The following is a 13,047-nucleotide window of genomic DNA, read 5'->3' as shown; positions in this document are numbered from 1 at the left end:
AATCGGCCGGAGTTCAGATCAGCGGGCTGACCTGATCCTGGGAGCCGACGAGCGCCCGGCCGTACATCTCCCGGCTGAGGCCACCGTTGAGGGCGGGGTGGCGAGCCGCGGTCTCGAGATCCCGCCAGTAGCGCTGGATGACCTTCGCCCGCGAGAGCGAACTCGCACCGCTCACCGTCAGGAGAAGCTGCACCGCCTCGCTCAGGCATCGGCACGCGTAGCTGGAATCCATCCGTACGCGTGTGCGCTCGACCATGTCCGGCTGCTGTCCTGCCGCAGCAGCTGCGCCGACGAAATCCGCGGATCGGCTCATGTGCAACCAGGCCGAGTCGATCAGGTTCATGGCGTCGGCAAGCGTGGCCTGCACGCTCGGTGAGTCGGCAAGCCGCGTGTAGATCGACATGGCGAGGGGCTTGCCGCCATCGACCAGTTCCATCGTCTGCGCGAAGACTGCTCGGGCGATTCCGTGCAGTGGCGCGACGAGCGCGAGGCTCAAGGAACCCGTGGGGATCCGGTACACCGGCTCGCCGGCCCGGGAGGCCCCCTCCGCGATGTCGGCGAAACGGCGGATCCGATGGTCCGGTACGAAGACACGCTCGCCTACGAGTGTGTGGCTGCCGGTTCCGCGCATCCCGACCATGTCCCAGGTGTCCTCGATGGAGAGGGAGTCGCGAGGCACGATGGCAAGGGCCTGGTCGATCGGCACATCGTTCTCGTCCAGGATCGGCATGCCGATCGCAGACCAGCCCGCCTGATAGCAGCCGGAGCTGGAGGGCCAGCGACCGGAAACGATCTGGCCGCCCTCGGTGCGAGTGGCGGTGAGGCCGAGCCCGGTGAACGAACCGCACATGGCCACATCGGGGCCATCACCCCACACCTCGCGGCGGACGGTGTCACCGAACGACGCCCCGATGTGCTGAATGCCGTAGGAGAGGGCCACGACCCAAGCGCTCGACGGGCACGCGACGGCCACCTCGGACACGACGGCGATGCAGGTTGCCAGGCCGGCCTCCGATCCGCCGACGGCGCGAGGCACACCGAGACGGAAGAGGCCCGCCGCGCGGAGCGCCTCGGCGGCTTCGGCGGTCAGCCGGCTCTCGCACTCGGCCCGATCCGCGTTGTCCCGCAGCACCGGTGCGATCGCCCGCACGGCATCGAGAAGCGCGGCGCGAGTGCTGTCGGTCGAGTCGTTCAGGGTCGGCGCAAGGTGTGGTGCGTGCATGAGCGGCACTCCAAGGCGTGCAGGCAGATACGGCGTCCGGACGGTCGTTCGGAGGGCTACGAATCCCTTGCCTCTCAAGCCGACTGCACCGGCGGCGCCGGGGCCACCGAGTGTGGACGAGATCACCTCGCCCCGTCACCGCAGGCTTGTTCAGCTCTCCAGGCCGAGCCGGCGTCGCAGCCCGCTCGCACGCCCGACCGGGCGCTGCACCGCTGCGCGGACGGCTTCCTCCGTGCCGACCACCCGAACGAACTCCCGCGCCCTGGTGACGGCGGTGTAGAGCAGCTCCCGGGTGAGCAGGGGTGACTCGGCCGGGGGCAGCACCACGGTGACCCGGCGGAACTGGCTGCCCTGCCCGCGGTGGACCGTCATGGCGTGCACCGTGGCCACCTCCGACAGCCGCGCCGGCGCGTGCAGCGTGGGCGGCCCGCCCCGCGCGAAGGCGACCCGCAGCCCTTCGGGCTGTTGCACGACCACGCCCGTGTCGCCGTTGAAGAGGCCGGTGTCGTAGTCGTTGGCGGTGACCAGCACCGGGCGGCCGGGGTACCAGGGGCCGGCCGGAGCGCTCCCGCGCGGGGCGCCTGCGCGTGCGGCGTGGGGGCTGCCCAGCCAGCGCTCGATCTCCATGGTCCACCGCGCCACCCCGTAGGGGCCCTGCCGGTGGGCACACAGCACCCGGTGCTGTTCGAGCGCGGCGAGGGCGGTCTCGACCTCACCCGCGGCCGCCGCCCTGGCCAGCTCACGCCCTGCCTGCACGACGTCGTCGCGCACCGCCTCGGGTGCCGCCGCGAAGGCGAGATCCGGGCGGCCACTGCGCAGCAGGGCGACCGCGGCATCGGCGTCGCCTGCCTGCACCGCCCTGGCGAACTCGGCGATCGCGCCGCCGAAACGCCAGACGTGGTCGAGCGTGACGACACCGTTCACCACCCCGCCGGGCAGGCCGAGTTCGGCCAGCGCCGCATCGAGGGCGGTCTCGGGACGGCCGGGAGCGCGGGCGAGATCGCCCAGCACGGCTCCGGCCTCGACGGACGCGAGCTGATCGGGGTCGCCGACCAGCACCAGCCGAGCCTGCGGCCGGACGGCCTCGAGCAGCCGGGCCATCATCGTGAGCGACACCATGGACGTCTCGTCCACGACCACCACGTCGAACGGCAGCCGCTGGGTGCGGTCGTAGCGGAAGCGTCGGGTGCCGGGCCGCCACCCGAGCAGCCGGTGCAGAGTGGCCGCCTCGGGCACACGCCCTCGCAGCTGCGCCGGAAGCTCCGCCGCCACCGCCTCCTGCAGGCGTGCCGCGGCTTTGCCGGTGGGGGCGGCCAGTGCGACGCGGGGTGGCGGCCCGGGCTGGTCGTGCAGCAGCGCCAGCAGCCGCGCCACGGTGGTGGTCTTGCCGGTGCCGGGACCACCGGCCAGCACGGTGACCCGGCGCAGCGCACTCACCGCCGACGCGAGCCGCTGCTTCTCCGATCCGGCGGCCGGGAAGAGCCGGTGGAGCCCGGTGGCGAGCCTCGGCAGGTCGACCTGCGGCGGGGCGGCTGCCGCCCGCTCAGCAAGCGAGCACCGCACCTGCTCCTCCTCGCGCCAGTAGCGGTCGAGGTAGAGCAGCCCGTCGACCGCCCGCAGCGGCCGGCCGGGCGGCGCATCCGCCCCGTCGGCGACGAGCGGTCCGGCCGTGCACATCGCGAGCCAGCCCGCGGGCTCCGGCCAGGGCAGGGCGGACACGTCGACGAGCTCGTCGCCCTCGCCCAGCACGGTGCGGCTGACGTCGGCGAGGTCGACGCACACCGAGCCCTGCCGCACCGCCCGCACGGCCAGCGCCACCGCGAGCAGCACCTCCTCGCGCGCTTCACCGCCGAGCCGCCCCACCCTCGTGGCGACGTGGACGTCGGAGGGCTCCAGCACCCCCGCGGCGTTGAACGCGGCCAGCAGGCCGGTGGCCGAGTGGGCGAGGCGCATGTCCCCCGGATCGACCGGTGCGGCGGCTGCGGCGGCACCATCGCGCGTGGGTCCGGCCGCGGCGGACGTCGGCCCGGCGAGGGCCTCGGCCACTCCGGTCATCGCGAGACCTCGCCGTCGAGCAGCGCGGAGAGCTCCACCACCAGCGCCGCGGGCGGATTCCAGCTGAACACCCCGCACGGAACACCGTCGACCACGGGGGTGTCGGCGCCGCACATACCGCGGACGAACAGGTAGAGCACGCCGCCCAGGTGGCGCCCCGGTTCGTAACCGGGCTGTCGCCAGCGCAGGAACCGGTGCAGCGCGACCGAGTACAGCAGCGCCTGCAGCGGGTACTGCGCCGCGATCATCGCGTCGGCGAGACGCGCTGGCGTGTAGTGGGCGGAGGTGAGTGGCGCCCGGCCGTCAGGCCCGAGCGGGCCCAGCCAGTTGGTCTTGTAGTCGACCACCGCGAACCGCTCGTCCGGCAGCCGGAGCACGGCGTCGATGCTCCCGGTGAGGTAGCCACGCAACTGCTGTTCGGGAAGCCCGGCGAGGACATCCGGGTAGCCCACCAGAGGGTCGTCGGCCGCCAGGTGGCGGCGCAGCAACGGCGCGACCGCACCGAGCGGCACGGCGGCGCCGGGCCCGTCGCCGCCTGCGAGGGGGAGCTCGAAGTCGAGCTCGGCGAGCCGGTGGCGCGGGGCGATGTCGGCGAGCCGGAGGCCACCGGCGAGCGGCCCCATCGGCGTGAGCGCCGCAGGCAGCAACGCGGCGGCGAGCACATCGGCATCGACGCCGGGGGTGGGGTGCAACGCGAGCTGCTCGTGGGCGTGGGCACTGAGCTCGGTCGGCAGGTCGGCCGCCGTGAGATCGGCCGCCTCGAAGATCGCATGCACGAGGGTGCCGAACCCGGCACCGACCGGCAGCTCGCCCATCGGCGACGCCAGGCCCTCGCCGTCGGCGGGCTGGTCTGTCTCCCCGATCACGCCGACCGTTCCGCCGCCGTCCGCCTCCTCGCTCTCCGGGCTCCCCTCGTCGTCGGTGCCGGGCTCTTCGGGCTCGCTGCCGACCCCGGGACCGTGGCCCGCGGTGGCCGTGAGCGCGCTGTAGGAGGTGCGGCGCCAGTCGCCCTCGAGCCGGCGCGCGAACTCGGCCGCCCGCAGGTCACCCGGCTCGGACCCGGCCGCGGTGAAATCGGCGGCGGGCCGCAGCCCGACCTCCTCGACCGCGATCTCCGCGCGGGCCAGCTCGCGCAGCGCGGCCAGGGCCGCAGCGTCGGGCGGCACCCGGTAGGCCTCAGCGGGGTCGGTGCCTTCGGCCGGTCGCCCGATGAGCAGCCGGTGCACCGGCGACGTCGCGGTGGTGGTGGCCGGCACCCACCACGTGACCACCTGGGAGCGCGCACGCGTGAGCGCCACATAGAACAGGCGCAGGTCCTCCCCGGCCTCCTCGAGCCGATGCCGCGCGCACCGTTCCTTCCACCCCTCGCCGGTCTCGCCGCCGACGTCGAGCACGCGGGCGCCCGACTCGTCGTGCAGCAACGGCACCTCGGGGTCGCGGACGTTGCGGTCCCACCCGAACGGCACGTAGACGATCGGGAACTCCAAGCCCTTGCTGCGGTGGATGGTGATGATCTGCACCGCGGCGGCGTCGGACTCCAGGCGCCTGCTGCGCTCCGCGCCGACGTCCTCCGCGGCGTCGGAGATGCGGTGGCGCAGCCAGTCGGTGAGCGCAGCCGGGCCGAGGTGCTCGGCCACGGCCGCCGCGTGCAGAGCCTGCGCAACGTGGCGCAGGTCGGTGAGCCGACGCTCGCCGTCGGATGTGGCGAGCAGGCGACGGGGCAGCGCCGTGGCGGTGGTGACCGCCTCCAGCAGGGCCGCGACGCCGCGGTCGTGGAGCACGGCGGCCCACGCGCGCAGCGTGCCGCCGAGGGCGTCGAGCAGATCGTCGGCCCCTGGACCGCACAGCTCCTCGACCGTGTGGCCCAGGAAGCAGGTGAGAGCAGCCGCGCGGGCGCGGAACGCCCTCGGCTGCTCCAGCGCCTCGAGCAAGGTGAGCCACTCGCGGGCGATCGGGGTGCCGAAGACGCTCGCCGTGCCCGAGAGCACGGCCGGGACACCCGCCGCGGCCAGGGCGTCGCGAATCCGCGAACCCTGCTCGTTGGTGCGTACCAGAACGGCCACGTCGCCCGGCACCACCGCTTCGCCCGCGACGCGGGCCGGGCTCGCCAGCAGCGCGGCGATGTCGGCCGCGGCGTCGCGTGCGACGAGGTCGCGCGCCGGGCCGACGACGGCGAGGTCGCGCTTGGGCGCCCGGGGCAGCCCGACGCGGGACACCACTCGGATCCGCAACGGCGCGTCGACCGGTGCTCCGGCCAGCTGCCGGTCGTGATGCGCGGCCTCGACGGGATGCACGGTGATGCGCCGGTCGCCCAGCGCCGCGCCCGCGAACACGACGTCGAGCGCGGTGAGCAGCGAGGCGTCGCTGCGCCAGTTGCGGGCGAGTGTGGCGTGTTGACGTGCGCTCTCGGTGGCGTCGAGGTAGCTGACGACGTCGGCGCCACGGAAGGCGTAGATCGCCTGTTTCGGGTCGCCGATCAACACCAGCGTGGTGTGCTCGTGGAAGGCGCGGCGCAGGATGTCCCACTGCACCGGGTCGGTGTCCTGGAACTCGTCGACGAGCACGACGCGGTACCGGTCGCGCAGCCGCTGCGGCGCACCCCGCGCAGGGTCGGCCAGCGCGTCGGCGAGCCGGGTGAGCATGTCGTCGTAGGTGTAGATCCGCTGCGCCCGCTTGCGGCGGGCCACCTCACCCCGCACCGCGACGGCGAAGCGGTGGCGGACGTGCGCTGTGCTCCCCGGGGTGGCGTCGAGGGGCTCGAGCCGCGCCTGCCCGTCGTACACGGCGTGGCGGGCCAGCACGAGCGCCTCTGACCGGCTGAAGGCGGGCGTGCCTGCGGCGTGCGCGCCGTACTTGCGCACGTAGAAGTCGTCGACCACCTCGGTGAGCAGGTCGTCGATCGAGTCGACGAACACGGCGTCCGGATCGCCGTCGCCCGCGACCCCCAGCCCGGCGAGCATCTGCTGGCAGAACTGGTGGGTGGTGGCGATCGTGGCGGCGTCGAACTGGGCCAGAGCGCGGGCGAGCCGGGCTCTGCGGGCCGCGACCTCGTGGTCGGCGGCGTCGGCCAGCAGCCGGACCACCTCGTCGTCACCACTGCGCGCCGCGGACGGGTCGGCCAAGGCCCGCTCGGCCGACACGAGCCGCTCACGGACCCGTTCGCGCAGCTCCTGGCTGGCCTCCCGGCCGAACGTGACCAGCATCAGCTCGGGCAGCGTGGCGTGGCCCTCCGCGACGTAGCGGGCGGCGAGCGCGGCGATCGTGAACGTCTTGCCGGTGCCGGCGCTCGCCTCGAGGACCGTGGTGCCGGTGGGCAGGGGACCGCAGACGTCGAACGAGGCCGGGGCGAGTACGGGGGTGCGACCGATGGTTGTCGTCACAGCCGTACCACGTCCTCTGCCGTCAGCAAGGGTGCCCACAGGCGCATGGCGAGCGCCCCGAACCGGGTGGGCTCGCTCCCGGGATCGCCCGGCCCGACGAGCACGTCCGGCCCCGGCGCCCGCCCCCAGACCCGTACGTGCGCATCGTCGGCCTGCTCGGCACCCGCGCCGTTGGTCCACTTCCGCAGCGCCTCGTCGAGGGCCGCCTCGGCGTCGGCACCGCCGCGCCGGACCGAGGCGTAGGTGTGGCCCGCGACGGTGGGCAGCGGGAGCGGCTCCCGCAGGCCCGCACGGTGGAGCTCCACCAGTTCGGCGAGCAGCTCGGTGGCCTGATCGGGATCGAGCGGGCCCGCGCTCGCCCTGCTCAGCCCGAACCGCGTGCCCCGGCCGATCGTGATCGCGCACCACGGCTCCCGGCTGGACGCGGTGAGCGCCAGGAGCCGGACCCACGCCCGCATGCGCTGCTTCGGCGCCAGCCGGGAGAACTCGACGCGCACCAGCGCCGTGCCGTGGAGTCCGCCGAGCGTGCCCACCACGCGGACGCCGCCGGGCAGCGCGACGTCCACGTCGCGATCCGCTGCCTCACCCACCAGGAGCGGCGCCGCGGCGGCCACGAGCGGCTCGACGTCGTCGAGCACCCGGCGGAGCACGGCGTCGCCCAGCGCACCCGGGGGCAGCTCCCCGCGCCGCCACTCCGCCTGCCGGCAGTGGTCGAGATCGTGGCCGGCGAGCCGGTCACGCAGCAGCCGGTCGCCGATCGCCCACGTGGCCAGCCCGTCGAGATCCACCGGTAGCGCGTCGGACGGGTCGTCCTCCCCGGCGAAGAGCGACAGCCCGACCCGCTGCCGGAGGAACTCCTTGACCGGGTGCTCCAGGAACGCGACGAGATCGTCCAACGCCACGACCTCCCGCTCGACGGGCGGGAGCGGCCCCCGCACGAAGGGTGCGGGCGGCGCCTTCGTGCCGGCTGCCGCCCGCGCTCCGGCCAGCTCGGTGCGGTCGAAGCTGAACGGGCCGGGCGTGGTCAGCGCTCCCGGGGTGAAGTTGCGGGCGTCGAACGGCTGCAGCGGATGGCGCACCATGACGTGCTGACGACCGGCGGGACCGGCGGTGGCCTCGATCGTGTCGAGCAGCTCCCCGAGCGGCACCGCGGGTGGGCGCCGGGCTCCTGTGCGCTCGTCGGCCCCCGAGTGCACGACGACGAGATGCTCGGTGGCCGCGCAGATCGCGTCGAGCATCAGCTGGCGGTCCTCGCTGCGGGGATCGCGCTCGCCCACCAGGGGATCGCGTGCGAGGACGTCGTCGCCGTCGGGGACGCCGACGCGGGGGAACACCCCGTCGTCGAGCCCGAGCAGGCAGACCACCCGGTGCGGGACCGACCGCATCGGCACGAGCGTGGCGACCGTGAGCGTGCCGGTGCGGAAGTTGGCGCGCGTCGGCCGGCCGCGCAGCCGCTCCGTGAGAAGCCCCCGGATGTCGGCAAGCCCGAGTGGGACGGTGGCGGCGTGGGGTCCGGCGGCACGGGCGGCGTCGGCCAGCTCGCCGCAGGCCTGAGCCGCCTGCCAGGCGTCGGTGGTAGTGGTGTCGGTGAGTGCGTCGAGCCCGGCGACCAGCGCCGTGACCCACTCGTCGAGCGTGTGATCGCCCGCCAGCCGGGCCAGGGTGGCGGCCAGCCGGTCGACGAACTCGGCCAGGCGCCCGATGCGCTCGACGTCGCCGGAGTCGACCTCCTCCAGCGGCAGCGCGGTGCCGAGCCACCCCTGCTCCCCGGAGCCGCCCGCCATCGTGACGCCCAGCAGCAGCCGGTCGAGCCCGGCGGACCAGGTGTTCTGCGCGAACCCGTCGAGATGGAAGGGAGCGCGGTGGGGCCCGTCGAGCCCCCAGCGCACCCCGGAGCGGACGACGAGCTCGCGCAACCGGTCGAGGTCGGTGTCGTCGAGGCGGAAGCGGCGGCGCACCGGGATGGAGCCCAGCAGGTCGAGCACCTGGGACGCGGTGAGCCGGGCGTCGGCGAGCTCGAGGAGCTGGGAAACCGTGTCGAGCAGGGGGTTGACCTGCCGCAACGCGCGGTCGGCCAGCCGGACCTGCAGCTGGTGGCCGGGATGGGTGTGCGCGCCCGCGGCGTCCGGTTCGGCGAGCCCGAAGGCAGCGGAGATCAACGGCGCGAACGTCTCGATGTCGGGGCACATGACGAGCACATCGCGCGGTTCGAGCGTGGGGTCGTCGTGGAGCAGCCCGAGGACGATCTCGCGCAGCACCTCCACCTGCCGGTCCGGGCCGTGGCAGGAGTGGACCTGGATGCTGCGGTCCGCCGGGTGCAGCGGGGCATCACCGCTGGGTGGCTGGTCGTCCCTCAGGTCGCGCTGCAGCCTGCCGAGCAGGGTGGGGGGAGGGTCGGGCAGCGGGTGGTGGTGGTCGACGAGATCAGGGGCCGACCCCGAAAGCCGGACCTGGAGCTCACGGACGTCGCGCCCGAGCGACGACAACAGCGGATGCCGCGGCAGAGCCGCGGTGGGGTCGGCGCGCCGGAGCGGAACGTGGCCTACGGGGGCGACGGCGCTCCAGAGCGCGGGGGAGGGGTGGGCGAGCCAGAGGTGCACCTCACGGTGCTCGGCGAGAGCGGCGATCACGGCGAGGTGCTCGGCCGGCAACCGGGTGGGGCCGAACAGCGACAGCCGTGGCGGCAGCGGCGCCGCCGCGGGATCCGCACGCAGGGCCGTGCACGCGGCGCCGACGCGTTCGGCGGGGCCGGGGACGCCGATCCGCTCCCGCAGCCGCCGCCACAGCTCCGGCTGCCACGCAAGATCGGCGGCCCGCTCGCCCGGGACGCCCTCGCCCGCCTGCCAGCGGGCCAGCATGTCGGGCCGGGCCGCCGCGTAGGACGCGAACAGATCGGCGAGGTGGCGAGCCGTGGCGTGCCTACGGCCGCGCTGGGATCCGCCGTCGCGGAGGTGGACCCCCAGCGGCGCGCACCACGGCTCGCCCGCGCTCTCGTCGATGACCTCCAGCAGTGGCCACACCGCCCGCTCCGGACGCCACGGGTCCTCCCGTGGGTCGATGCCGACGGCGCCCCCGATGGCCACCGCGACCACTGCTGCCGGCGACGGGAACGCGACCCCCGCGCACACACCGTCGCCCCGCCCCGCCGCCGCGCCCAGCCGGTGCGACAACCGCTGCGCCAGCCAGCGCTCGATGCCCTTCGCCGGAACCGCGACGACCTCGTCGGCGAACGGATCGTCGAGCGGATGGGCGAGGAGGTCACCAAGCGCATCGGCCAGTGCGTCGGCCCGCTCGGACCTGTGCACGTGCAGCCCCACTCGGATCACCCCCCTCCCTCGTGAGGGACAAGGTAGGTGGCGGGTCGGACAGTTCCGTACGCGGGCGGCTTTGTCACTGACAGTGAGCTCTTCGGAGAAAAGGACACGATGGTGGTATCCCGCTACTGCCGCGTAAACGGGAAGCTGTGCCTCGCGATCTTCTGATGGTGCGAAGTGCAGGAGGAGCCCGGACATGAGCGACGCGATCCCCGGACCGGGAGTGCCGGAGCAGCGCGGCGTCCGTGATCACGCCCGTGGTGAGGTTCTGCACCGCCACGCCCGCCTGACCAAGAGTGGCCGGCCGATCTTCTGCACACCCAGCCGCGCCGAGATCGAAGGGCACATGCTGCCCCGCCAGAGTCGCGGCACCGACGGCAAGGTCATCTACCCCACCCGGGAGGCAGCGGAGGCCGCCGCTCGTGAGCTCGAGTCGCTCGGCTCACGGCTGCTCCGCTCATACCGATGCGGCCGGTCGCGAGGCGGGCACTACCACCTCACCACCGACACCGGGTTCCGCGCCGGCCAGACCCCTCTGCACCTGCGCATTCCTCAGCAGCGTCCGCCCCTGTCCGCCTGAGCCGCCTCCGCCCGGAGCCCTCCCCGATGGTGCTCCGGCCGGAGCGGGCTCAGCGGCTACCGGACTGATCCGGCCTGAGGACGCCCTGCCGCGGTCGCCGGGCGGTGACCCGACGACCAGCGTTGATTCAGTTCGACTTGCGGGCGGTACGGCGAAGGGCGATGGCACCCGCGCCCGCACCCAGCGTGGTCAGGCCACCGAGCACCAGCAGGCCGGGGAGCAGCTCGTCGGAGCTGGATCCGTCGCCCGTCTCCACGCCGCCAACCGGGGGAGTGGGGACCTGCGGAGCGCCGCCACCGCCGCCGCCGCCGCCACCGCCGTCGTTGTTGTCGTTGTTGTCGTCGCCATTGCCGTTGTCGTCGCCATTGCCGTTGTCGCCGTTGTCATCACCGTTGTCGTCACCGGTGTAGGCGAAGTCCTCGCACGCCTGCCCGTCCGAGTCCGCGTCGAGGGAGGTGATGTTCTCGTCGCTGCTGTCAGCGGACTCGAGCGCGCTCTGGGCCTGCTCCTGCGAGGTGAAGCTCGCGCAGCCACCCTCGTCCTGGGCATACGCGAGGCCGGCCATGGAGATGGAGGAAGCGGCGGCGAGGATGACTGCCGCCGCGGTCGTGCGAACGCGCATGATGCCTTCCCTCAAATGTTCGAGCGGACGCCGCCAGCACTGAACGTGACGGTCGCTGTACCCGCTGTCACGCCCAACGCAGGCCGCCAGAGGCGGATACGGGCCTTCAGGACAGGACGCCCGGATCGGATGACCGGTTGCAGTCTGTGATCGCTCTCGCCTGACCTGCATCGGCTCGATCGCGATGGCAAGGTGATTCCGACCCCCGACACAGCACCGCAGGAGCATTCATGTCGATCGATCCCCGCGCCGGAACCCCCGCCCAGGCAGGCGATCTCGTCGACGTCGACGCATTACTGGCCGCGTACCACGACCGTCACCCCGACCCGTCCGACCCGGGTGAGCGGGTGTCGTTCGGGACGTCCGGGCACCGCGGTTCCTCGCTGCGCACCACGTTCAACGACGATCACATCGCCGCCACCAGCCAGGCGATCTGCGAGTACCGGGCGGCCCACGGCACGACGGGCCCGCTGTTCATCGGCCGGGACACACACGCACTCTCGGAGCCGGCGTGGATCACCGCCATCGAGGTGTTCCAGGCCAACGACGTGCACGTGCTCGCCGACGGGGACGACGCCTTCACACCGACGCCCGCCGTCTCCCACGCGATCCTCACCCACAACCGGGCGCGGGTGAGCGGGGTGGCCGACGGGGTCGTCGTCACGCCGTCGCACAACCCGCCCGCCGACGGTGGCTTCAAGTACAACCCGCCCGACGGCGGCCCGGCAGACACCGATGCCACGAGCTGGATCGCCGCGCGGGCCAACGAGCTGCTCGCCGGGAAGCTGGCCGGCGTGCGGCGCAGCCGGATCGATCGCCAGGAGCTCGGGCGCTACGACTTCCTCGGCGAGTACGTCTCGGACCTGCCCTCGGTGCTGAACCTCGACGCCGTCCGCGACGCGGGTGTGCGGATCGGCGCCGACCCGCTCGGCGGCGCGAGCGTGGCCTACTGGGGCGCGATCGCGGAGCGGTACCGGCTGGATCTCACCGTCGTCAACCCGGCCGTGGACCCGCAGTTCGGCTTCATGACGCTCGACTGGGACGGCAAGATCCGGATGGACTGCTCGTCGCCCTACGCGATGGCCTCCCTCGTGGAGCGCCGCGGCGACTTCCGGATCGCCACCGGCAACGACGCCGACGCCGACCGCCACGGCATCGTCACCGCCGACGGGCTCATGAACCCCAACCACTTCCTGGCCGTCGCCATCGGCTACCTCTACGGCCACCGTCCCGGCTGGTCGCCCGCCGCCGGCGTCGGCAAGACCGCCGTGAGCTCGTCCATGATCGACCGGGTGGCAGCCGACCTCGGCCGCAAGCTCGTGGAGACGCCGGTCGGGTTCAAGTGGTTCGTGCCGGGGCTGATCGACGGCACCATCGGCTTCGGGGGCGAGGAGAGCGCCGGTGCGTCGTTCCTGCGCACCGACGGATCCGTCTGGACCACCGACAAGGACGGGATCATCCTCGCGCTGCTCGCGTCGGAGATCGCCGCCGTCACCGGGGAGACGCCGAGCGAGCGCTACCGCGCGCTGACGGAGAAGTTCGGCGAGCCCGCCTACGCCCGAATCGACGTGGCGACCGATCCGGAGTCGAAGGCCAAGCTGGGCAAGCTGTCGACGCAGGACGTGACCGCCACGGAGCTGGCCGGCGACCCGATCACCGAGCGGCTCACCTCCGCGCCCGGCAACGGCGCCCCGCTGGGCGGGCTCAAGGTCGTCACCGAGGGCGGATGGTTCGCGGCGCGGCCGTCGGGCACGGAGGACGTCTACAAGGTCTACGCCGAGAGCTTCCGCGGGACCGAGCACCTCGCCCGGATCCAGGACGAGGCCCGGCAGGTGGTGCAGACCGCGCTGAAGGCGTGATCGCGGGCCCCGAGG

At 73.7% G+C, this 13,047-nt stretch carries 7 protein-coding genes; 2 read left to right on the top strand and 5 right to left on the bottom strand.

Annotated features, from left to right (window positions below; genetic code table 11):
- Positions 1-13: 13 nt before the first annotated feature.
- The 4 genes from MMF94_RS10600 to recC all read right to left on the bottom strand — a co-directional run bounded on the left by MMF94_RS10600 (position 14) and on the right by recC (position 9,983).
- The gene (locus MMF94_RS10600) at positions 14-1,222 is read right to left on the bottom strand and encodes an acyl-CoA dehydrogenase family protein (RefSeq protein ID WP_241036168.1); all 1,209 of its coding nucleotides are present in this window, start codon (positions 1,220-1,222) and stop codon (positions 14-16) included.
- Positions 1,223-1,372: 150 nt separating this feature from the next.
- Complete coding sequence (gene recD, locus MMF94_RS10595) at positions 1,373-3,277, bottom strand: exodeoxyribonuclease V subunit alpha (protein ID WP_241036167.1); 1,905 nt, start codon at positions 3,275-3,277, stop codon at positions 1,373-1,375.
- Positions 3,274-6,657: a UvrD-helicase domain-containing protein gene (locus MMF94_RS10590; protein WP_241036166.1), complete on the bottom strand. Its 3,384-nt coding sequence runs from the start codon at positions 6,655-6,657 to the stop codon at positions 3,274-3,276. Before MMF94_RS10590 ends, recD begins: the two co-directional genes overlap by 4 nt.
- Positions 6,654-9,983, bottom strand: a complete 3,330-nt coding sequence (gene recC, locus MMF94_RS10585) for an exodeoxyribonuclease V subunit gamma (protein WP_241036165.1) — start codon at positions 9,981-9,983, stop codon at positions 6,654-6,656. The genes MMF94_RS10590 and recC overlap by 4 nt, the downstream gene beginning before the upstream one ends.
- A gap of 184 nt (positions 9,984-10,167) precedes the next feature.
- Here recC and MMF94_RS10580 point away from each other — a divergent pair, with 184 nt between their 5' ends.
- The gene (locus MMF94_RS10580) at positions 10,168-10,551 is read left to right on the top strand and encodes a hypothetical protein (protein ID WP_241036164.1); all 384 of its coding nucleotides are present in this window, start codon (positions 10,168-10,170) and stop codon (positions 10,549-10,551) included.
- A 127-nt stretch (positions 10,552-10,678) separates the two neighbouring features.
- Here the strand turns inward: MMF94_RS10580 and MMF94_RS10575 are convergent, their stop codons facing one another.
- A complete protein-coding gene (locus MMF94_RS10575) occupies positions 10,679-11,173 on the bottom strand; it encodes a hypothetical protein (protein ID WP_241036163.1) in 495 nt (164 codons plus the stop codon).
- 230 nt (positions 11,174-11,403) lie between these two features.
- On the opposite strand from MMF94_RS10575, the gene pgm reads away from it, so the two are divergent.
- Complete coding sequence (pgm, locus tag MMF94_RS10570; RefSeq protein WP_241036162.1) at positions 11,404-13,032, top strand: phosphoglucomutase (alpha-D-glucose-1,6-bisphosphate-dependent); 1,629 nt, start codon at positions 11,404-11,406, stop codon at positions 13,030-13,032.
- The last annotated feature ends 15 nt before the right edge of the window (positions 13,033-13,047 follow it).

Origin of the sequence: Pseudonocardia alaniniphila, from assembly GCF_022524485.1 — a bacterium.
GTDB classification, from domain to species: domain Bacteria; phylum Actinomycetota; class Actinomycetes; order Mycobacteriales; family Pseudonocardiaceae; genus Pseudonocardia; species Pseudonocardia alaniniphila.
Note: the sequence above shows the minus strand (reverse complement) of the source record. Positions and strands in the feature narration are given on the sequence as shown.